At 41.4% G+C, this 22,332-nt stretch carries 25 protein-coding genes; 1 reads left to right on the top strand and 24 read right to left on the bottom strand.

Features of this window, described 5'->3' with window-relative positions; translation table 11 throughout:
* Window positions 1-144 precede the first annotated feature (144 nt).
* The 9 genes from panD to LF817_RS05085 all read right to left on the bottom strand — a co-directional run bounded on the left by panD (window position 145) and on the right by LF817_RS05085 (window position 7,323).
* Window positions 145-534 carry an aspartate 1-decarboxylase gene (panD, locus tag LF817_RS05125; RefSeq protein ID WP_253934700.1) on the bottom strand — a complete coding sequence of 130 codons (390 nt, stop codon included), beginning with the start codon at window positions 532-534 and terminating at the stop codon, window positions 145-147.
* Window positions 535-550: 16 nt separating this feature from the next.
* Window positions 551-1,417, bottom strand: a complete 867-nt coding sequence (panC, locus tag LF817_RS05120) for a pantoate--beta-alanine ligase (protein ID WP_253934699.1) — start codon at window positions 1,415-1,417, stop codon at window positions 551-553.
* Between the two features lie 16 nt (window positions 1,418-1,433).
* The gene (gene panB / locus LF817_RS05115) at window positions 1,434-2,252 is read right to left on the bottom strand and encodes a 3-methyl-2-oxobutanoate hydroxymethyltransferase (RefSeq protein ID WP_253934813.1); all 819 of its coding nucleotides are present in this window, start codon (window positions 2,250-2,252) and stop codon (window positions 1,434-1,436) included.
* Entirely contained in the window at window positions 2,242-3,237 is a 996-nt protein-coding gene (locus LF817_RS05110) for a biotin--[acetyl-CoA-carboxylase] ligase (RefSeq protein ID WP_253934698.1), read from the bottom strand. The genes panB and LF817_RS05110 overlap by 11 nt, the downstream gene beginning before the upstream one ends.
* Entirely contained in the window at window positions 3,210-4,409 is a 1,200-nt protein-coding gene (locus LF817_RS05105; RefSeq protein WP_253934697.1) for a CCA tRNA nucleotidyltransferase, read from the bottom strand. The genes LF817_RS05110 and LF817_RS05105 overlap by 28 nt, the downstream gene beginning before the upstream one ends.
* Window positions 4,396-5,529 (bottom strand): N-acetyl-alpha-D-glucosaminyl L-malate synthase BshA, encoded by a 1,134-nt coding sequence (gene bshA, locus LF817_RS05100; RefSeq protein ID WP_253934696.1) that lies wholly within the window; start codon window positions 5,527-5,529, stop codon window positions 4,396-4,398. The genes LF817_RS05105 and bshA overlap by 14 nt, the downstream gene beginning before the upstream one ends.
* Window positions 5,530-5,531: 2 nt before the next feature.
* Window positions 5,532-5,948 (bottom strand): methylglyoxal synthase, encoded by a 417-nt coding sequence (gene mgsA, locus LF817_RS05095; protein WP_253934695.1) that lies wholly within the window; start codon window positions 5,946-5,948, stop codon window positions 5,532-5,534.
* Window positions 5,949-6,182: 234 nt separating this feature from the next.
* Complete coding sequence (dapB, locus tag LF817_RS05090; protein ID WP_253934694.1) at window positions 6,183-6,983, bottom strand: 4-hydroxy-tetrahydrodipicolinate reductase; 801 nt, start codon at window positions 6,981-6,983, stop codon at window positions 6,183-6,185.
* The gene (locus LF817_RS05085; protein ID WP_253934693.1) at window positions 6,976-7,323 is read right to left on the bottom strand and encodes a nucleotide pyrophosphohydrolase; all 348 of its coding nucleotides are present in this window, start codon (window positions 7,321-7,323) and stop codon (window positions 6,976-6,978) included. The genes dapB and LF817_RS05085 overlap by 8 nt, the downstream gene beginning before the upstream one ends.
* A gap of 148 nt (window positions 7,324-7,471) precedes the next feature.
* Here LF817_RS05085 and LF817_RS05080 point away from each other — a divergent pair, with 148 nt between their 5' ends.
* Entirely contained in the window at window positions 7,472-8,347 is an 876-nt protein-coding gene (locus LF817_RS05080; protein ID WP_253934692.1) for a YitT family protein, read from the top strand.
* A gap of 204 nt (window positions 8,348-8,551) precedes the next feature.
* On the opposite strand, the gene LF817_RS05075 is transcribed toward LF817_RS05080, so the two are convergent.
* The 15 genes from LF817_RS05075 to aroC form a co-directional block, all read right to left on the bottom strand.
* Entirely contained in the window at window positions 8,552-9,220 is a 669-nt protein-coding gene (locus LF817_RS05075) for a zinc metallopeptidase (RefSeq protein WP_253934691.1), read from the bottom strand.
* Window positions 9,221-9,287: 67 nt separating this feature from the next.
* Complete coding sequence (locus LF817_RS05070) at window positions 9,288-9,986, bottom strand: sporulation protein YpjB (RefSeq protein ID WP_253934690.1); 699 nt, start codon at window positions 9,984-9,986, stop codon at window positions 9,288-9,290.
* 57 nt (window positions 9,987-10,043) lie between these two features.
* On the bottom strand, window positions 10,044-10,619 hold the full coding sequence (lhaT, locus tag LF817_RS05065) for a lipoprotein heptaprenylglyceryl N-acetyltransferase LhaT (protein ID WP_483867075.1): 576 nt from the start codon (window positions 10,617-10,619) through the stop codon (window positions 10,044-10,046).
* 86 nt (window positions 10,620-10,705) lie between these two features.
* Window positions 10,706-11,584, bottom strand: coding sequence for a menaquinol-cytochrome c reductase cytochrome b/c subunit (locus LF817_RS05060; protein ID WP_253934688.1), 879 nt, complete (start codon window positions 11,582-11,584; stop codon window positions 10,706-10,708).
* A gap of 29 nt (window positions 11,585-11,613) precedes the next feature.
* Complete coding sequence (qcrB, locus tag LF817_RS05055; RefSeq protein WP_253934687.1) at window positions 11,614-12,288, bottom strand: menaquinol-cytochrome c reductase cytochrome b subunit; 675 nt, start codon at window positions 12,286-12,288, stop codon at window positions 11,614-11,616.
* 12 nt (window positions 12,289-12,300) lie between these two features.
* On the bottom strand, window positions 12,301-12,798 hold the full coding sequence (locus LF817_RS05050; RefSeq protein WP_253934686.1) for a QcrA and Rieske domain-containing protein: 498 nt from the start codon (window positions 12,796-12,798) through the stop codon (window positions 12,301-12,303).
* A 131-nt stretch (window positions 12,799-12,929) separates the two neighbouring features.
* Window positions 12,930-13,385, bottom strand: a complete 456-nt coding sequence (locus LF817_RS05045; RefSeq protein ID WP_253934685.1) for a DUF2487 family protein — start codon at window positions 13,383-13,385, stop codon at window positions 12,930-12,932.
* 82 nt (window positions 13,386-13,467) lie between these two features.
* Window positions 13,468-14,034, bottom strand: coding sequence for a ReoY family proteolytic degradation factor (locus tag LF817_RS05040; protein ID WP_253934684.1), 567 nt, complete (start codon window positions 14,032-14,034; stop codon window positions 13,468-13,470).
* A gap of 19 nt (window positions 14,035-14,053) precedes the next feature.
* A complete protein-coding gene (locus LF817_RS05035) occupies window positions 14,054-15,307 on the bottom strand; it encodes a tetratricopeptide repeat protein (RefSeq protein WP_253934683.1) in 1,254 nt (417 codons plus the stop codon).
* A gap of 799 nt (window positions 15,308-16,106) precedes the next feature.
* Window positions 16,107-17,396, bottom strand: a complete 1,290-nt coding sequence (gene aroA / locus LF817_RS05030; RefSeq protein ID WP_253934682.1) for a 3-phosphoshikimate 1-carboxyvinyltransferase — start codon at window positions 17,394-17,396, stop codon at window positions 16,107-16,109.
* Window positions 17,397-17,407: 11 nt separating this feature from the next.
* Window positions 17,408-18,508, bottom strand: coding sequence for a prephenate dehydrogenase (locus LF817_RS05025; RefSeq protein ID WP_253934681.1), 1,101 nt, complete (start codon window positions 18,506-18,508; stop codon window positions 17,408-17,410).
* Window positions 18,505-19,599, bottom strand: coding sequence for a histidinol-phosphate transaminase (gene hisC, locus LF817_RS05020; protein WP_253934680.1), 1,095 nt, complete (start codon window positions 19,597-19,599; stop codon window positions 18,505-18,507). Before hisC ends, LF817_RS05025 begins: the two co-directional genes overlap by 4 nt.
* Window positions 19,600-19,613: 14 nt before the next feature.
* Window positions 19,614-19,976, bottom strand: a complete 363-nt coding sequence (gene aroH, locus LF817_RS05015) for a chorismate mutase (RefSeq protein ID WP_253934679.1) — start codon at window positions 19,974-19,976, stop codon at window positions 19,614-19,616.
* Window positions 19,960-21,051, bottom strand: a complete 1,092-nt coding sequence (gene aroB / locus LF817_RS05010; protein WP_253934678.1) for a 3-dehydroquinate synthase — start codon at window positions 21,049-21,051, stop codon at window positions 19,960-19,962. The genes aroH and aroB overlap by 17 nt, the downstream gene beginning before the upstream one ends.
* Window positions 21,051-22,217 (bottom strand): chorismate synthase, encoded by a 1,167-nt coding sequence (gene aroC, locus LF817_RS05005; protein WP_253934677.1) that lies wholly within the window; start codon window positions 22,215-22,217, stop codon window positions 21,051-21,053. The genes aroB and aroC overlap by 1 nt, the downstream gene beginning before the upstream one ends.
* Window positions 22,218-22,332: the final 115 nt, after the last annotated feature.

Here is a 22,332-nt window from a genome sequence, read left to right as displayed (position 1 = left end):
CTCCTTTAACACTTCCCCAACATAAAGCAAGGACCTTGCCCTAACCATTGGCAAAGATCCTCACTCTTGCTCACTACCATATTCAAAACGCTGTCGGCGATGAATTATTATTGAACAGCTTGAATTCAAAGACGAGTCACTTCTTTATAGAGTCATCGCAGTCAGCGGAGGCTCTTCTTCTATAATTTCTCTTACTTTATTATTCTCATCCATAATTGCGATCTTTGGCTTAAATTCTCCCAACTCTTCTTTACTCACCATAGCATAGGAGACGATGATAATGACATCGTCAGGCTGGACAAGCCGGGCTGCGGCTCCATTGAGGCATACTACTCCACTGCCTCTTTCTCCTGCAATCACATAAGTCTCTAGACGTGCTCCATTATTATTATTAACAATCTGTACTTTTTCATGAGGTAAAATGTCTACCATCTCTAATAAGTCTTGATCAATCGTAATACTGCCCACGTAGTTTAAATTGGCCTCTGTTACGCGAGCTCGATGGATCTTAGCTTTCATCATTGTTCGAAACATGATGTATCCTCCTTGATCAATTACCCTTATCGAGACTTGCTTCATTTAAGATAACATTGTCTATCAGCCTTGCCCTCTCATAAAAAACAGCAATAGCAAGTATAACTTGACGATCGATTTTCTCTAATGGTTCAAGTTCAGGGTAAGATAATAACTCAATATAGTCTATTTTACCACGAGTCTTATTTTCAAGAAACTGTCTAGTTTCGTGCAGCACGGCAGCAGGGAGGTTTTCCCCTCGTTCAATTAGCTCTTTTCCATATTGCAGCGCTTCCTGAATAGACGGCGCCTCTTCTCTTTCCTTATCCGATAAGTTTACATTACGGCTGCTTTTAGCAAGCCCGTCAGCCTCACGCACTGTATCGACGGCGACTAGCTCGATCGGAAAATTGAAATCCTCGATCAAAGCGTCCACTACTGCTACTTGCTGAGCATCTTTTCTGCCGAAATATGCGCGGTCGGGCTGACAGATGTTGAACAGTTTCGTAAGGATGGTAACGACACCTTCAAAATGTCCCGGTCTGCTTTTTCCACATAATACATTGCCTCTTCTTACCACGGAAATATTTAAAGATAAAGGCTGAGGATACATCGTTTCAGTTGTAGGAAAAAAAACCAAATCGACTCCATGCTTTTCTGCTAAAGCCAAATCTCGTCCTTCATCTCTCGGATAGGCATCTAAGTCCTCGTTTTCACCGAACTGAAGGGGATTAACAAAAATACTTAGAACTACAATGTCGTTCTCTTCCTTTGCCTTGTCAATGAGTTTCAAATGTCCTTCATGCAAAAAACCCATGGTCGGTACAAAGCCGACCGTTTGTCCAGATAGTTTTTTATTTGATATTGTTGCTTTCACATCATTGATAGAATTAAAAACATCCATAAATCATGTACCCCCATTATTTAGGAAGGAAATCAGGGTTCATCGTAAAAGTGTGCTTCGTTTCAGGGAATGCTCCAGACTTCACTTCACTTACGTAAGACTCCACCGCTTCTAACATATTGGAATGACTATCCATGTAAGACTTCACAAATTTAGGAAGTCTGTCTACACCATATTTTAAAATATCATGGTAGACGAGAACCTGTCCATCGACTTCTGCTCCAGCACCGATTCCAATGGTCGGGATTTCGAGTTGTTCAGAAATTAGCTGAGCCAGCTCTTTAGGGATGCATTCAAGTACTAAAGCCACAGCTCCAGCTTCTTCTATGCTTTTGGCATCTTCAAGCATCTGCTGTGCAGCTCTTTCATCTTTGCCCTGAACTTTATACCCTCCCAATACATGAACAGATTGCGGAGTCAACCCCAGGTGTCCAACTACAGGAATGCCGGCATACGTCAGTTTCTCGATCGTATGTAAAACTTCACCTGCTCCTTCTACCTTCAGAGCTTGTGCTTCGGTTTCTTGGAAAATCTCCCTTGCATTTTTCAAAGATTCTTCTATCGAAATATGGTAAGACATAAAAGGCATATCCACGACGACAAACGTATTCTTCGCACCTCTTCTTACTGCCTTACCGTGATGGATCATGTCGCTTACTGTAACAGGAATCGTGGACTCATAACCAAGGACGACCATCCCTAGACTATCTCCTACTAATATCATCTCAGTACCTGCCTGTTCAGCTATTTTAGCAGAAGGGTAGTCATATGCGGTAAGCATTGTGATTTTATCCCCATCAGCTTTCATTTGGCTGAGCTTCGTCTTATTTAGCATCATATCCTCCTTCTCCCCACTGAATCTCAGCAGAATACAATTTCTCGCTCTTCCCTTCACTGTCTCTTGCTATTAAAGCACCATCAGGCTCGATCCCTACAAGGGTCGCCTCCCATGTCCGTCTCATCGTTGATATGGTAACCTTTTCTCCAATTTTGTACCCGTATGTTTCCCAGATTTCTTTTACATAATTGAAACCCTCAGCAGCATATTGATCATAGGTGCATTCAAACTGCTTCAATATCTCCTGGATCGTTGAAGTGATATTCCATTCTTCCTTTGATTCTGCCCTTAAGGAAGAGGCTTTATGCCTTATATCCACTGGAATCTCTTCCGCAGATTGATTGAGATTTATTCCGATACCAATGGCGACATATTGAATTTGATCGTGCTCGGCTTGCATTTCGGTCAAAATTCCGGATACCTTTTTATGATTAATCAAAATATCATTCGGCCATTTGATAAAGGGGATCAGCTGGGATTGAGAAGCAATTACCTTTGCCAAAACCGTAGCTGCAAGTAAGGTAATTTGGGGTGCTTGTACAGGCGATAATTCAGGACGCAGTAAAATACTCATCCAAATTCCTTTGCCTTTAGGGGAGTGCCACGGCCTGGACATTCTTCCTTTACCTTTAATCTGCTCATCTGCAACGACAACGGTTCCGTGCGGTTTGCCTTGCTTCGCCAGCTGGTGGACGATATCCTGCGTCGAATCGACTTCTTCGTAATGATGCAGCTGGTGGCCGATCCAACTCGTCCTCAATCCCCAGTGAATAGTGTTTTCACTTGTTTTATCAGGAGATGCGATGATCCTGTACCCTTTCCTTTGCACTGCTTCCACTTCATATCCGTCTTTCTCCAATTCTTTCATATGCTTCCATACCGCAGTGCGAGAAATATTCAGGTGATCAGACAGCTGCTGCCCAGAAATATAATCATCTTCCTGATTCAATAGTTTTATGAGTCGGTTTCTTGTCGATTCCATGAGTGTACCCATTCCTTTATGACTTGATATTCATTAGCGATTTTCTTTAAAACGACCGCCTTTTCGATACGTTGTAAACTGTCCCCTATCCATCTCCCTTTTTCACTACCAGGAAAAGCCTGAATAAGATCTTCCGCTTGAAACGATAATTCTTTTTTTGACTTGATCGGAAGTTTTTCGTAACGCAATGCAAGCTGTTTTCCGTCTATTTTACAATCAAGCGCTTTAGCTACGTTTATTAAATGAACCTGCAAATGCGCTGGAAGCTGGTATAAAATCCAATCGTAATCCTCAGTCTCAAAGCTGAATGCTTTGACAGCGTCATACAGATGAAGAGCTTCGAGTTTAACACGATTGGATAACTTCCATTCTTTGACCCAATCATGCACTGTATAAGCAGATCCTTGCATTAGATAGAATGTAATTACTTCCGCCATGTTTTTAAGGTTACAGGCCGGTAGCTTTTTAAGTAAGCTTAATTCTTTATTGAACATGGGGAGGAAGCTGCCAATTTTCAAAGAAAGGCACAAGGGTAATATACGCTTATAACCCTCCCCTGCTAACAGCTTCTCAAATTCAACGGCCTTCCGTTCAACTGAAATATGTCGTAACAAAGGAGCGCACACCCTGATAGCCTGTACAAGAGGATTGTCTAAATTGAACCGAAGCTGACTCGCGAAACGTAATGCCCTCAAAATGCGTAAAGGGTCCTCCTCAAAACGCTCTTCTGGAACTCCCACAGCACGTATGATCTTACGCTCCAAGTCCATTTTCCCGCCATATGGATCAATGAGCTCAGCAGCGGAATTAAAAGCCATAGCGTTGATCGTAAAGTCTCTTCTCGCCAGGTCATCCTCTATACTATCTATAAACTCCACTTGGTCAGGGTGACGATAATCGGCATAAGCAGTCTCCGAACGATAAGTAGTAATTTCATAGGATACACCTTTATAGCGGATAATCACTGTACCATGCTCTGCTCCCACAGGAATCACTTTATCAAATGCTTGCATCACTTGGTCAGGAGAAAAAGAACTAGCTAAGTCAATGTCCCCTAATGGTCGGTCTAGAAAAGAATCCCGAACGGCACCGCCTACAATATGAGCTCTTCCTCCCTTTTGCTCGATATTATGGATGATTTCAAAAGCATGTTTGAGATTAGGCTTCATCATATTGGATCACCTGATCATAAAGTTGTTCATATTGACGTAATATCGTTTGTGAAGCGAATTTTTCCTTTACGACCTGCTCTGCTTGTATAGAAAACTGATGCAAGACTTTTTCATCACTGAGCAGAGAAATAGCGTAGTTTGAAATTTCATCGATATCTCCAAGCTCAGCTATATATCCTGTCTCCCCGTGATCGATGACCTCAGGAATACCTCCGACTCTAGTACCGATACAAGGTACACCACAGGCCATCGCTTCTAATAGCACTAATCCAAAGCTTTCTTTCTCAGATAAAAGAAGCTTCAGATCGGATATCGCAAGAAGCTCGTTGACATTTTCTTGTTTTCCTAAAAAAAGAACGTGGTTTTCTAAATTCAACGTTTTTACAAGCTGATAACACATAGAATACTCAGGTCCGTCGCCTATCAACAGGAGTTTACTTGGTACCTCCTCCCTGACTTTGGCAAACACTTGAATGACATCCGTGACACGTTTGACTCTTCTGAAGTTGGACACATGAATGATCACTTTTTCTTCTTCTTTGATTTTATATTCCTTTTTTAATTGAGCATTGGGGTTTCGAAAATATTGACGTTCGTCTACAAAATTATATATGACGTCAATTGGTTTTACCGTTTCCAACTGTTCTCTTGTTTGGCTCACTAAACTTTCAGAAACAGCCGTCACCCGGTCGGACTGATCTATTGCGAATTTGATCATCTGCTTCAAACTCGAATCGATTCCAAGCACCGTAATATCTGTTCCATGTAAAGTCGTGACAATTTTTATATCCCTGTCACTCATCTGTTTAGCAAGAATCGCTAATACTGCATGGGGCATAGCATAGTGCACATGCAGGATATCTAGCTCTTCCCGATTAATCACTTCAGCCATTTTATTAGCCAGTGAGAGGTCGTAAGGAGGATGCTGGAACACTGGGTAATTACTGACCTCTACTTCATGATAAAAGATATTGGGATATACCCGGTTCAACCGGAAGGGTAACTGAGTGGTGATAAAATGTATCTCGTGACCTTTCTCAGCTAAAAGCTTTCCAAGTTCTGTCGCGATGACCCCCGAACCGCCGACAGTCGGGTAACATGTGATTCCAATTTTAGCCATACCTATTCCACCTGATTTCTCTCATCTTTTGCAACTTTTCTCCAATTAAAATCTCCGCGGTCCAGGGCACGGATCATGATTTCTGCACCTGCCAAATTGGTGGCAACAGGGATTTGATGAACATCACACAGCCTTAACAAAGCTGTAATATCCGGCTCATGCGGCTGAGCGGTCAATGGATCACGGAAAAAAATCACCATATCCATTTGATCATCAGCAATTTTAGAACCAATTTGCTGGTCGCCGCCCAAAGGTCCAGATTGAAAACGTACAATCGATAGTCCCGTCGCATCGGCTATTTTTTTGCCTGTCGTTCCTGTTGCAAACAACTGGTGTTTTTCCAGTATATTTTGATACGCGGTCGTGAACGTTATGATTTCCGGCTTTTTCTTATCGTGCGCAATTAAAGCGATATTCATTGAGATCCTCCTTAATCCAATAGCTCTGTTAAATTTCCAAGTTCATAGCTTCCTTATCGTTAAGATCGGTTTCGTTAATTGTGCTTGGAGAATGGGGTCTTGAATAAAGCTCCCTTACCGCAAGGAAGACGGTAAGCTTCCTCTTACAAAACATCTTAGAATCAAGTCTTTACCAATCCTGCAAAATTAATGGGTCACTCTCTTATGAAAATTCAATAACACCCTATAACCTTCCTAATCCAATAAATGTTCAAGTCCATATACTAATACGTCGAGGTTCATTACTTCTGTTGCAGCCAATTTCACGCCTGACATGAATGACTCTCTATGATAAGAATCATGTTTGATCGTTAAAGTCTGCCCAAGACCACCGAAAATCACTTCCTGATGCGCGACAAGACCAGGGAGACGAACACTGTGGATTCTCATCCCATCATAATCAGCACCTCTCGCGCCTTCTATAGTCTCTTTTTCATTTTCATGACCTTGCTTATGTCCGTCTCTCTCTTCCTGAATCAGCTGCGCGGTTTTAGCAGCTGTACCTGAGGGAGCGTCCAGTTTCTGATCATGATGTTTTTCAATGATCTCAACGTCAGGGAAATGTTTGGCTGCCCATTTGGAAAATTGCATCATCAATACGGCACCTACAGCAAAATTAGGTGCGATAACTGCGCCAAGCTGTTTCGTTTCTGCCAGCTGTCTAAGCTCAGATAGTTGATCATCAGAAAAACCTGTCGTACCTACAACTGGCCTTATTCCATTTTCAAGAGCTAGCTTAGTATGCTTATAGCCATATTCCGGAGTTGTAAGGTCAATTAAAACATCAGCCTCAACTTCTTGCATACATATTTCAGCGTCCGTATATATTATAGCTTCCATTGAAGGCAGCCCACCGATGTCCTGTACGCGTTCTCCTTCGTGTTTCCGATCGATACATGCTGCGAGCTCGAGCGTATCGTCCTTTTCTATCATTCGAAGAGCTTCGCTTCCCATTTTCCCTCTTGGTCCTGCTACGATACAACTAATTTTATTCATCGTCTTTCTCTCCTTCTTTTCCTTTTCGTGTCCAGCGATTTTTATCTCTTGTTTCAATTTTACTCATAGATTGTTCAAATGCCTCTGATAAATCCAAATTTAGTGAGTTTGCGAAGCAGGTTAGCACAAAAAGCACGTCTCCCAATTCTTCTTCCAAAGCTTTATCCGCTTCAGTGGATTTTTTAGGCTTTTCTCCGTACCTGTGGTTAATTTCTCTGGCTAGCTCTCCAACCTCTTCCGTTAACCGCGCCTGCATACTTAAAGGGGAGAAATACCCTTCTTTAAATTGTGATATGTATCGATCCACTCTTTTTTGAATGTCTTTCGTATTGTAATTCATTATCAAAACTCCTCGCAATTAGCTTCTCCTATTGTAATGGTAGCCAAAAGGCGGCTATTTGACAAATTATTAGAACTATACACATTGTGGGTTCATAGGTGAAACTTTATAATGGAAGTCGTGATATTAATTACGGAGGTGACAAAGTTTGAAAGTGTTTAATTTAAAAATCAAAAATATCTTTTTCATTCTTGTAGGTTCTGCTATTTTTTCATTCGGTCTTGTCCACTTTAACATTCAAAATGAGTTAGGTGAAGGCGGCTTTACAGGAATCACCTTGCTGCTTCTTTATTTATTCAATTTAGATCCTGCATTAATGAACATCGTCTTAAACATACCTGTTCTAATTGTCGGATGGAAGACTTTAGGGCGCACAACGTTTTATTATTCGCTTATCGGTATTCTTGCGGTTTCAGTCTTTATTCGTATTTCTCAAATATATTTGATAGAAATCGATTTGGCTTCGGATTTGACGCTAGCTTCCTTATTCGCCGGGGTGTTTATAGGGGTAGGTCTCGGCATCATATTCAGGTATGGCGGAACAACCGGAGGCGTAGATATTATAGCTCGTCTAATGAATAAATATTTAGGCTGGAGTATGGGACGTGCCATGTTTTTATTTGATGCCCTCGTTATTTTCACTTCGATCATTACATACCTCGACCACATTAAGGGAATGTATACTCTAGTTGCTGTATTTATTGGAGCACGTGTCATTGATTTCATCCAAGAAGGAGCTTATGCAGCAAGAGGAACGACGGTTATATCTGAAAAAAGCGAACAAATTTCCGCTTCGATCATGAAAGAAATGGATCGTGGAGTAACAGTATTACAAGGAAGGGGTTCCTTTACCGGTAGCAGTCGTGATGTCCTTTACTGCGTTATCGCTAAAAATGAAATTGTACGACTCAAGAATATCATTGAACAGATAGATCCTCATGCATTCGTGGCCATAAGCCATGTCCATGATGTAGTAGGAGAAGGCTTTACATTAGATGAAAATAAAATGCCTTTAGATGACTAGAAAGAGTTGTTGGAGATGCAGGGGTGGTTGGCAAGCCAGGGTGAACAATTCACTTTTTATCATCATATAAAACCTTTAATTTAAAAACGATCTCGAATTTGAGTCTTCAAGATAAGGTAACTGATATGGAAGTACAATTTAATTTAACAGAGTCAAATGATAAAAAAATCCCTCTTGATTGTCATCAAGAGGGATTTTACGTATTTAATCCTGTTGAGTAAAAATGAAGATGAACCTCATTAGTTCTGCTAATGCGACAAGCGCACCTGCTACATATGTCAATGCGGCAGCATTCAGTACTTTTTTAGTTTTCCGTTCTTCATCATTACGAATGACCCCGGTAGAAACAAGCTGCCCCATTGCTCGATTCGAAGCATCAAATTCCACTGGAAGGGTTACAAACTGGAATAATACCGCAAAGGCGAAGAACACGATACCAAGAAGCAGTAAGCCGGACATTTGTAAAAGCATACCGCCAATAATTAAAAAGATGGACGTGTTAGAACCAAAGCTTGCCAGCGGTACTAATGCACTGCGGAATTTTAAGAAAGCATACTCTTCAGCATCCTGAATCGCATGACCCACTTCGTGAGCTGAAACAGCTGCAGCAGCCATTGAACGGCCATGGAAGTTATCAGAAGAAAGTCTAATGACTTTTTTCCTCGGGTCGTAGTGGTCTGAAAGCATACCTTTTGTTTCTTCGATTTTAACATCATAAATTCCATTATCATTCAGTATTTTTCTAGCTACTTCTGCCCCGGTCATACCAGAAGAAGTCGCCACTTTTGAATATTTCTTATACGTACTTTTTACTTTTGACGAGGCCCATATAGGCACAATCAAAATAATCGCAAAGTACAGAAGTAATTCCATTTTCATTCCTCCATCTTAGATGTGTACTACGTGTATAGGTCAATTTTAGTCAAAAAAATAAAATAAATCAACTATTTAGTTTTTGTTTAACTTGAGTTTCTTCTTTTTCTGCTCTATATTTTCTATATCCTACATACACCAGTGTCAAAAGGATAGTGCTGCCAATAATTATAGCTGTCCAAATAAAAGCATCATAGGTAAGTGATTCGTCTTCTTCGAGTATTAAATGGTCTAAGTCTCTGACTAGAGATTGCTGTGTACCTGCAGTTGGATTGTTAACGTACAGATCCATTGTTGAAGTGATGCTATTGACAGACTCTCCTTTAAAATAATGGGACATCGCGGGTTCTAGGTTTGCCCATTTCTCCGTAACTAAAGAAGGAGAAGTTTCAGCATTTTCCACTAAAACTTTCAGTTCATCAACTTTGCTCAATAGGTATTTTTCAGGTTCAGGATCTACCCCTGCTTCTACAAAAAGAATAAATGTATCAGCATGGTGATAAGGGTCTTCGATCGTATTCTGTACTAGCCGGTTGAGGGTTTCAAGCTGGGCTTCAGACTCCCCTTCAAAATAGCTTTCCAATTCACTATATCGATTATTCAGCATTTTTGTAGCCAGCTCAACCTTTTGATCTTGGAGCAAATATTCATATTGACTGATGAAGGGATCTAACGTATCGTTTTTTTCACTGGCGAATATCCAACTATTACTTATGAAAAAAAGTCCTGATAACAATAGGAAAATAACAACAATAGCTCGTCCCATGGTCACTCTCTCCTTCAAATTCTATCTTATAGATAGTGTATGAAAAAGAGGTAGAGATTAGACCGAATGGCTGTTATTCCTCGTAAGGTAATAACAAACACCGATACAGAAGATACTCAGCCAAAAAGTGAAATACCCGATTTCATTCATATTATCCATAATAGCTGAGTAGATGGGCATTTGCTCAAACACATAATCTATGACGTCATTGTGCAGTGTCCATATAGCTGCGACCACGATATGCCTCATTCGAATTTTGTAGTAAGGCGCATACAGTAAACCCTGCACTGCCATCGCTCCATGTGAAATTACAAGCATATAGCCAGTCCACGGTAATTGGCCGTATTCTACAAAAGTCAGTCCATTCATAACGACAGCCCATATGCCGTATTTCAACAAAGTAATCATAGCTAGCGCTTCGATATAGGGAACGTTTTTCTTATATAAGTAAAACCCTAAAAATATCGTAAAAAACAAACTCGCTGTCGGACTGTCGGGTACAAAAATCAAGTAAATCGGTTCTGTAATAGAAAGCTGGCTCTCATACCAAATATACCCGTATATTGTACCGAATAGATTGACGATAAAAAGCACGGTTAAAAATATGCGATGATTCAGTATGTAAGGGATGATTGTTTTCATAAAAAGGCCTCCCTAGAATAAATGAGCCGCGCTCTAAAAGGAAGAGCACGGCTCATTATAAAAATTCCATGTTATACTTATTCGGATTCTTCTTCAGACTCTTCACTTGAGCCTTCTTCAGAACCTTCTTCCTCGGATCCTTCATCGCTAGAACCTTCTTCTTCTCCGCCTTCAGAACCCTCTTCTTCTCCCGTAGGGTTAGTTACAAATGCGGCTAAGGCATCAAGTTCTTCCTCGGATCCTTCGAAAATTCCAGCTGGCATTTCGCCGATACCTTCTTGTGCAATTTGTTTAATTTGATCTGCCGGTAATTGAGTATCCAATAAAGCTGGATAGCTTCCAGTACCTTCAAGATTACCTCCGTGACAGCTCGCACAGTTTTGTTCATAAATTTCGTAACCTGCAGCCTCTGTATCGATTTCCACTTCTTCAGCTTCCATACTGACTCCATAATCTTCCCCACGTTGTGCATAATCCACTTCAGAGACAGATTCGTAAGTTAGCCAGAAAGTTGCGAAAAAACCGAGCAACATTAGTCCAACAGCGATTGGACGTTTAGTTGGCCGACGATCAGGTCCTCGATCGAGAAACGGCGCAAGTAAAAGAGCTCCGAATGCGATACCTGGTGCTACCAATGCACCGAATACGATGAAGTCACCGCCGGCATATTGATATTTTAGAAATTCGTATAGAAATAAGAAATACCAGTCTGGTAATGGAATGTACCCTGCATTAGTTGGATCTGCCTGCTGCTCAAGTGGTGAAGGGTGAGCGGCCGTCAAAATTAAGAAACCAATGAGGAAAACCGATCCGACCAGCCATTCTTTCAGCAGGAAGTTCGGCCAAAATGCTTCCGTCCGACCAGGGTATTCTGAGTAATCTTTTGGTAAATTGGCTTTTTGTTCGGCAGTAATCCTTGAATCACCGACAAACTTCATACCTTTTCCCCTATGCACAGCTTTCCCTCCTTTACATCAATCCCGTCTTATAGTGGACCGGAAATTCCTTGTTTACGGATTAAAACGAAGTGAGCACCCATCAGACCGAATAATGCTGCAGGTAAGAAAAACACGTGAATCGCAAAGAAACGAGTCAGTGTTTGAGCTCCAACTATAGTCGGATCCCCTGCTAACAGTGATCGGATACTGTCACCAATGATCGGCGTAGCAGCTGCGATTTCAAGTCCTACTTGTGTAGCAAAATAAGCTTTGTTATCCCAAGGGAGCAAGTACCCTGTGAAACCAAGGCCAAGCATTACAAAGAATAATAATACGCCTACTATCCAATTCAATTCCCTAGGCTTTTTATAGGCGCCTTGGAAAAAGACTCGTAAAGTATGTAGAAACAGCATGACGATTACTAAACTTGCTCCCCAGTGGTGCATACCGCGGACGATCTGACCATAGGCAACTTCCCTTTGCAGGTAGTATACCGATTCCCAAGCGTTCTCAATATCAGGTACGTAATACATCGTTAAGAACATGCCTGATAAAATCTGAATCACTGTAACGAAGAATGTCAAACCACCAAAACAGTAAACGAATGCTGAGAAATGGTGGGCCGGATTGACATGCTCAGGTACTTCGTGGTCAGCGATATCACGCCATAAAGGAGTGATGTCTACTCGCTCATCAACCCAATCATAAATTTTTTGTAGCATGAATTACGCCCCCTATCTATCTTGTTCTTGTCCAAGGTATAACATCCCTTCTTCGACCTTGTGATCGAACAAAGGTAAAGGTGCTGTCGGTGGTGTTCCCGGGACATTAACACCATCTTTCGTATAACGACCAGCATGGCATGGACAATAAAACTGATCAGGATACTCTTCTTGAGAAGCCCAGTCAACGGTACAGCCCAAGTGCGTACAGATTGGTGAAAGGGCAACGATTTCATCATCCTCTGTACGGTATACCCATGCCGTTTTTTGGACCTCTGATTCATACCAACCGTCCACTTGTTCGACGATCCATTCAAATCTCTGCGGTTCATTCGTAATTTCATCTACTGATGCTACAGATTGAAAATCTCCAGCAGCGGATGGCTTTAAAACAGGATCAATGGCAAATCTGACCATTGGCGCCAGCATACCTGCAGCCATGAAACCGCCTACACCAGTGAGTGTGTAGTTTAAAAATTGACGACGGGATACTCTTTGTTTATCGCTCATTCTTTTCCCCCCTCTATGCTGAAATCCATGCTCATGGAATGATTACATACAGTTTACTAGGACATTACTATGATAGCGCAATCTTAAAGCGCGGTCAATAAAATATAGAAGGCTCGGTAAAGTTTTCCTAGTCACCAGTAAGCCTTTATTAGTTCACTAATTTGACTCACTTGCTCTTTTACAAACGACTTCGTTTCAGATGAATGTAAGTCCCTTTCATTCATACTAGGAACCCAAAGGAGCTGCCCCTTCAATGCCTGCTCCCATTTTTTCCATTTTGGATCAAAAGTAAACAGAAATACATGGGACAGAGGCTGCGATTGAAATCTTTCCACCCATTGATTGATACGATGAACTTCTGTTTCGTTCGACCCTGTTATGTAATCGTATTCTGGTGACACTATTATTCTTCCCCGATATTCTTTTTCTAGTAAGTGTGTAAACAATTGATTCAATTCTCTTTGAAAAGCTTCTTTAGTTACATTCGAGTCTGAAGCAGGATTAAAAGGGATGAGAGGTATAATTAATGTATCGATATATTCTTTTTCTTTGATATATAAGCTCAAATCTTTTCTCGTCCATTGCACGATGTCTTCCTCCTCCTTCCTTATGTTCTATTCTACTAGATTTGAACGAAAAAAAAAGCTAAGAGGGAAAAATTCCTCTTAGCTATTCAAGTTGATAACACTTCAACGCTTCATTTACTTCGCCTAATGAGCTCGCCAGTTCACAGAATCGGTGCTGATCTCCAGACTGGAGACTTTCATCAATTTGCTTTTCAAGTTCCTGTTTTTTGAAAAGCAAAAGGCTGGATGACAGCAATTGGTCTGCTTCTTGCCGGTCGTTATCATTCACATAATGATCTTTAGGTAAATAGGGGTTTTCTTCAAGAACTAAAGCATACATAGAACACTGATGAGCATTCTCGAAATTCATTTGAATGTATATCGGTTCATCCTGGTTCATTCTTAAGTCATGGAACGACTTTTCCGCATCATTTGTCATGACCTGACCTTTGTAGAAGCGGAATGGCGGATCCTTGACACCTTGAGCTGTTATCTCCATCCCTCTTGGACATAACTTGACATCTTCCACGAAACACACGTACGAAAGCAAAGATTCGTGATTCATTAAGTAATTAAGAATCCAGACACTTTCTCTTTTTTTCAGTTGATAATGATTTAAGAACCAACGGACAAATTCTTTTTTTTCATTAACAGAAATCGGTGTTTCCATAGGCGCCCCTCCTGCGCTATTACTTTTCACTTAATCGGCTGATAAACTCTTCTACTTCTGTATTGGACGGTTCGATGGCCAAGTACTCTTTCAAGACATTCTTTCCTTCTTCCATTCTTCCTTCTTCAACAAGGAAATATCCATAAGCTTTCAAAAAGACATCGTCATTTCTTAAGGAAGGATAGGCATTCTGATAGTGAACCAATGCTTGATTGTAGTCTTCCTCTTCTTCGTACGCTTTGGCGAGTTCAAACAAATAGTCAGGGTCTTCTTCGCCCAATGATAGAAGTTGATTAATTAATTCTATGATGGATTCTTGGTCGCCATCACTTTTATAATTTTCAATTAAAAAGAGTACAGCTTCCTTATAGCCGGGATCTAAGGCGACAGCCTCTCTCATATACTTATATCCTGAGTCCTTATCACCTGATTTATGGGATAAAGTTCCCGCTAAATGGAACAACTCTTTATTATATTCATCTTTAGCCAGACCTTTTTTTGCCATTTCAAGAGCTTCAGAAGGCATCCCCTCTGATTCATATGCTTGGGCTAACAGAGGATAAACCGATTGGTAATACGGGTCATCATCAATTAAACGCTCCCATACATGAATTGCTATATCATTACGCATAGCTTGAAAAGCTACAAACCCATATCGGAACATGACATCAGCATTGTCTTCTTCTACTTTCTCAAAGTACTCCAGTGACTTTTCGAATTCTCCATGAGCAGCATAAGCCTCCGCAAGTCGGGTGGCCACTTCAATATCAGCGATGACGGGTTGGTGATGTAATGCATTCTCGTAAAATGGAATGCACTTATTGTATTCCCCGTTAGAAAATGCTAATTCGCCTAGAGCGAAATCTATAACCGCTTCATTCGGCTCCAATTGTTTAGCTGTCAACAGCTTTTGCTCAGCTACTTCGAACAGACCTTGTGATTGATATAAATCTGCCAGTTGGAGTAAGGATTCTAAATAACCTTCATCTTCTGGTGTAAACTCATTGAGGAGGTTAATCGCCTCTTCGTCTTCATTCAAATCGATGTGAATCTCAGACATCATGACCTTAAGCTCTGCTTCTTTAGGGTAACGCTGCATCAACTCAAGAAGTATGATTTTAGCTTCTTCCAGCATCCCCCACTGGATGTAAAGCTCTGTTATCGTAAAGCGTTCCTCTTCATCAGCTTCTGGCAAGTATTGTTGTAAAATTTGTAAGGCTTCCTCAGTTTTATCTGCTTCCATTGCTTGGATCGCTCTATGAATTTCCTCCATAATGACTTCCTTTCAACATCTAAACAAATTGTTATCGATGGAACTTTTTTATTATGCAGCCCTGTGATGAGTGATCATCCCATTCCTCAATCGTAGAAATGAGTTCTCAACTCAAGGAACATTTGAACTAGCCCCATGATATAAGAAAAGCCCAACTTCATCAACTAACTCGCCTACCTATTACTCATAAATATGAATAGAGGGGAATTGTAGGCAATGCTTATATCGGACGCTAGTTAAAAAAGACGTCCTCCATCTGAATTTATAACCTAATAATACCATACTTGTTCCTTAAGATTGTCCAAAACCTTTCGTTATTCATCTCACTATTTCTACTTGTTTAGACAGAAAGATATAACGGTATTCGACGAATGGTGAACGCTCTAGAAAGCTCACCAAGCTCCAACAGAAAGCGAGCCACTCCCCGCCACCCTGATCCACTAATTATCTCGACATCAAGCCTTCAACAATCCTGCCATATTGTTGAATAACTCACTTATCAACATCAACAACGATCTTTAACATAGACTTTTAATTTGAGGTTGGGGAACGGCTTAAGGGAAAGCGCGTATCTGAAATAACATGGCCTAATATGATTATGAACCTGTCCATGTTATACTTTGCAGCCTTCTCGTATGATTTTGTCTTCTTGCTTAACTTGTTTAATTGCACGAACAGATGACAGTGAAATTTTCTATCTTTAAAAAGAATTTTTTCGGCAAACGAATAAGCTCCCATACCGATGACCTCCTGAAAGGCTTTTTACATGGTATGAGAGCTCAATTTAATGTATGATTCGTTATTTACAAACTTCTTCTAAATGTTCAAAAAAGTTAGGGTAGGAAATATTTATACAATCCTTATCTTTGATTGTTACGGGGGCCTCGGCGATTAAGGAGGCGATAGCGCCCATCATACCGATTCGATGATCTCCATAAGAATGTAAACCTCCGCCCGACAATGGTGTAGGCCCGTAAATGATCATTCCATCCTCTGTCGCCTCTACTTGAGCACCGATTCCATTCAAATTGTTTACTACAGCTTCTATTCGGTCAGTTTCCTTGACTTTCAGCTCTTTTGCATCCTTGATCACCGTAGTTCCTTCAGCTTGAGTAGCCGCTAAAGCTAAAATAGGAATTTCATCAATTAAATTAGGGACGAGGTCACCTTCGATGGTTACAGCTTTCAATGCACTGAAGCTGATTTTCACTTCACCTACAGGCTCATCACCGATTTTTTCGGTCTCCTTCACTTCGATTGATGCCCCCATTTGTTCAAGCGCCGTCAAAATCCCATTTCTGGTCGGGTTCAAACCAACGTTTTCAATGGTTAATTCGCTATTTGGTGTGATAGCAGCAGCTACAATAAAGAATGCAGCAGAAGAAATATCCCCCGGTACTCGCAGGTCAGAGGCTTTTGGCTGTTGGTTACCTGGAATAGTCAGATTGTTACCTGATTGATTAAGCTCCACTCCATATTGGGACATGAGCATTTCGGTGTGATTGCGTGTCGTACCTTTTTCAATGACCGTAGTTTCACCGTCCGCAAGCATTCCCGCAAGGAGCAATGCAGATTTAACTTGGGCACTTTTTACATTCATTTCAATAGTTGTGCCCATAAGCTTCTTCCCATTAAAGGCTAAAGGAAGAAGTCTTGCGTCCTCTCTGCCATAAACTTCAGCGCCCATAGCAGATAATGGGACGACCACTCTGTCCATAGGACGTTTAGAAAGAGATGGATCTCCATAGGCAGTGCTGAACAGAGGCAGAGCAGACAAAACCCCGCTCATCAGACGGGCAGTCGTGCCCGAATTACCGAAATTAATCGGATTGGTCGGAGCCTTTAAGGCAGATAACCCATTACCGTAAACTGTCACATCCGTTTCTTCCTGCTCGATTTCCACACCGAACTCTCTAAATGCCTGAATAGTTCGCAGACAATCTTCTCCTGTCAAAAAGTTGGATATTCGAGACGTCCCCTCTGCAAGAGATGAAAATATGACCGATCTATGGGAAATCGATTTATCTCCTGGAACAGATATCTTGCCGCTTATCCCGTTAGGAACAGGTTGTAATTCTACTTCATTCATGTGTGTACCCCCTAATCTTCAATCATCACTTCATACCCTCTGCCGTTCAGCAATTGATAGCTTTGGTGCTGCTCGCTGCTTGTAGAGAAACTGATGCGCAAAACACCTGTAATTCCTTCTCTTATTTCTAATATTTCTATGTTCTTAATACTGATCTCAATCTCGGCCAATTGCTGGATGACCTTATAGATTGCTCCAGGCTGGTCATGGATATCCACATACAAATCATAAAATGCAGGGATAGCTCCTTTTTCTTTGATTGGCAGTCCGTCCCTGTAATTTTTAGCTTGAACTAAATATTCATAAGTGGACTGTTTTTCTTTTTGCTCTAATAAGGATTTAATGTCTTGCATCTCATCAATCCAATCTTCCAGCATTTGCAAGAGGAGCGTCCTATTTTGAAAGAAAATATCCTGCCATAGCCTTGGATTACTTGAAGCGATCCTCGTAATGTCACGAAACCCTCCTGCCGCTAAATGTTCCAGGAAAGGATGGGTTTTCTGCCATTCTTTCGCCTGGTGAACTAGCGAGGAAGCGATCAGATGAGGAAAATGAGAAATGACAGCGGTCATTTCATCATGTTCCTGAGTGCTGAAAGTGAGAAAACGAGCTTTCGTTTTGCTGAAAAGTTCCTGCAGTCGCTGAGACTCAGTCCCATTAGCTGATTCCGACGGCGTCAGCACATAAATGGCGTTTTCGAACAAATGCGGCTTAGCCGCAGAATAGCCTTGTTTATGGGAGCCCGCCATCGGATGGCCGCCGACAAAAGTGACAAAAGAATTTGAAATCTTCTCAGCGGCTTCCAGCACTTTATTTTTTACAGAAGATACATCTGTAACGAGAAGCGGTTTTTCAAGATCAATACCATTTAACATCTGTAAATATTCGATTGTGATTGATATGGGAGTAGCCAGTACAAGAATATCAGCCTTGAGGCAGCCTTCTTCAAAATCATCGGCAGCTTCATGGATGACCCCCTGTACTTTTGCCATTTCGATTGTTTTAGGGTCGGGGTCCATTCCAATTATGTGACAATCCTCTCGCTGCGCAACATTCATTGCCAAGGAACCGCCAATAAGTCCCAGCCCTACAAAAAAAACAGTTTGCGTCATTTTGGAATACCTAAAAGCCTTTCTTTAATTTCGGATTGGATAATTTCCATATCTTCTTTTTTTCCGATGGTCAGACGGATCGAATGAGGAATCCCCAGCGCTTCACCGGATCTTACTATAAAGCCCTTACTCAACAGGTGTTCAAACATCTCATCCCCGCTGATCGGTAAATGGACGAGTACAAAGTTCGCTTCGGACGGATAATATCCTAGCTCGTTCTCTTCAAGGAAACTGAGTAACGCATGCTTATTCTTGATATTTTCGTTCGTCGTCTCTTCAATGAACGTCTGATCATCAAGAGCGAGAATAGCTGCTGCTTGAGCGATCGTGGAGGTATTAAAGGGCTCCCTTGACGGTTCTAACGTCGATATGACCTCACTTGATGCCACACCATAACCGATTCTTAATCCTGCAAGTCCATAAGCCTTGGAAAAAGTCCTTAATATCAATAAGTTTTTATACTGATCGAGTGCAGGAATAGACTGGAACGTATCATCCGCCTCCATATATTCATAGTAAGCTTCATCCATTACAACTAATACATGGGATGGACATCGATCCAGCACATTCTTCACTTTATCTTTAGGAATATGTACACCTGTAGGGTTATTTGGCGTACACAACCAAAGTACGCGTGTGTTCTTATCAATTTGTTCAAGCATTGCATCAAGGTCATGGTGTCCATCTATCAGTGGTATTTCCCTCACTTCAGCACCTTCAATTAATGCATTATGCTTATACTGCGGAAAGGTCGGGGCGGCCATGATTGTGTTGGCACCTTTTTCTAAAAAAGTGCGGCAAATGATTTGGACAATCTCATCAGATCCATTCCCGAAAATCAGTTGACTTTCCTCAACGTTAATAAAATCAGCCATTTTCGTCCTTAACGCTGCCGCATAGCCATCCGGATATTTTTCTAATTCAGCAATCAATTTTGGTAGCTGATCTTTCACTTGAGACGAAAAGCCGAATGGGTTTTCGTTGGAGGCAAGCTTCACGATTTGGTTTAAACCATATTCTTTTTTTACCTCTTCAATTTGTTTACCTGGTTTATATGGCGTCATTTGTTTTAATATATCTTTTGCCTTCATGGAAGTTGCTCCTCTCACTTTTTTAGATCAGGTCGTAAAACAGTTGCCCCGTAATGATAAACATGATGGACTTCTTCCTGCTTAGCGGACGTATTTACAGTCATCATCACTCGAATGCATTTCTCTAAACTCCCTGGCACAGGAATTTCCTGCATACACATGACAGGAACGTATGTCCACCCTTCAATCTTTCTCACCGCTTTGGCTGGAAATGCAGCGTTCAAGTCTTCCGTAACAGTAAACAGAATAGAAACTACATCATTTGCATCAACGTTGTTTTGATGAACCATATCGGCAACGAGTTCGTAAGCGTGGGAAACAATCTCTTCTGCCTTATTTTCCTGGACTGTTGTCGCCCCTCTAATCCCTCTCATCAATTTGGATCACCTCTTCAATAAATTCTTTCAAATAATTTACTAGATCATCTTCCGGGATAGGTACGACGGCAGGACTTCCTACTCCCTTCAATAAAACAAAATGAATACGATCTTCAATCGTTTTTTTATCCCATTTCATCCGATTAACTAAGCGTTCCGGATTTAAATTACTCAACTTTTCTACAGGATATTCGTTCGTTTTAAGCCACGCAGAATAAGCACCGATAGGTAAAGTGGATTCGAGAACTTTTTCGCTTACTTTCATAGCAAAAAATATACCGATGGCCACAGCTTCTCCATGTGTGATTTCCCCATATCCTAAATCTGATTCTAGAGCATGGGCAAGTGTATGCCCTAAATTCAAATGCTGGCGTACTCCATGCTCTTTTTCATCTTCTTCAACGATAGAAGCTTTTACTTTAATTCCTGCCAGTAAGTGATTTCCCAATTGAGAATAAGAAAGTTCAGAAAGGTCTTCAGACAGAACTTCTTTAACCCAGTCCATATCACTCAGTAACGCATGCTTAACGACTTCTCCGTATCCTGAGCGAACCTCTGAATCCGGCAGCGTCCTTAAAGTGTCAGTATCGTAGATCACTTGAACAGGGCTGTAGAAACTGCCGATCAGATTTTTTCCCTGCTCATGGTTGATCGCTACTTTTCCACCAACACTGCTGTCATGAGCTAGAATTGTCGTTGGCATCTGCAAAAAGTCCACGCCTCTTAAATAAGTTGAGGCAACAAACCCAGCAAGGTCCCCGACCATTCCTCCGCCTAATCCAACAATAAGAGAGCTTCTATCCAGCTGTTCCTCTATACATTTATCCAGAAGCCGGCTGTATTGGTCCATACTTTTTGAGGCTTCACCAGCTGGAACGATGACATGGGAAAGATCCTCATGGTCAGGCAAGCCGGCTTTTATATCCTCCAGGTATAAAGAAGAAACTTTGCTGTCCGTAATGATCAATATTTTTTTATAAGATTTGCCTAATTTTTGCGAGAACTTCTTCCGCAGCCCAGCACCTATAATTACATCATAAGCATGTGAAGAAGATTGTATCGTCAACTGTTTCATTAAAATTCACGCACTTCTTCTCTGTAATCTTCGACCGCTTTCTTTAATCTAGGGAAGTAATCAGAAGGGAACTCCTCTGTTATAGCCTTTGCTAATTCAAAAGCGACGATATGCTCCATAACAACGGAAGCAGCCGGGACAGCACAAGAATCGGATCGTTCTATGCTTGCTTGAAAAGGCTCTTTCGTTTCGATATCGATGCTTTGAAGAGGCTTATACAGAGTAGGGATAGGTTTCATAACACCTTTGACTACGATCGGCATCCCGGACGTCATCCCGCCTTCAAATCCACCAAGGTTGTTCGTGCGGCGGTAATAACCTCTTTGTTCATCCCATAAGATCTCGTCATGTACCTTACTTCCGTTACGACGAGCCGCATCAAAACCGATACCGAACTCTACACCTTTAAAAGCATTGATGCTCATGACCGCCCCAGCGATCTTAGCATCCAGTTTTCGATCATATTGTACGTAAGAACCCATTCCTGCCGGCATACCTTCTACATAAACTTCACAGACTCCGCCAATAGAGTCTCCTTCCTTCTTAGCCACATCAATAGCTTCCATCATTTTGTCGGCTGCCTTCTCATCAAAAGTCCTCACAGGAGATTCTTCAGATATACGGGCACGCTCAGTTACACTTAAGCTTTCATCCACGTCACTTACAATACCAGCGATTTCACGGACATAACCAGCTACTTCAATTCCCAGTTCCCGCAACAGGACCTTGGCAACAGCACCCGCTCCAACACGTGCCGCCGTCTCACGAGCTGAGGACCTCTCAAGCACGTTTCTCATGTCACGGTGACCGTACTTCATTCCGCCGTTCAAATCGGCATGGCCAGGACGCGGTCGAGAAATCGTTCGTTTGATTTGAGCGTCTTCAGGCAGAGGATCTTCTCCCATGATATTTACCCAGTGTTTAAAGTCATCATTATGCACAACTAAAGAAATTGGGGAACCTAACGTATAACCGTGACGGACTCCGCTTGTAATATCTACTAAATCTTTCTCGATCTGCATACGGCGGCCTCGACCGTATCCTCCCTGTCTGCGGATCAGTGATTCATTTATTTGTTCAGGTACCAGAGGTAAATGTGATGGTACTCCTTCGATAATCGTGGTCAATTGCTTTCCGTGTGACTCTCCTGCTGTTAAATAACGCATGTTTAAGTCCCCCTAGTTTTAAAATTTATGTACTACTATATCATATGGTTCTCTCTTTGTGTTCTACAACTATTCAATCCGCTGTAAAATTCATTAAGTAATAGCTGTCTATTAC

It is taken from the genome of Halobacillus sp. A1 (genome assembly GCF_024189295.1).
Lineage (GTDB): Bacteria > Bacillota > Bacilli > Bacillales > Halobacillaceae > Halobacillus_A.
Note: the sequence above shows the minus strand (reverse complement) of the source record. Positions and strands in the feature narration are given on the sequence as shown.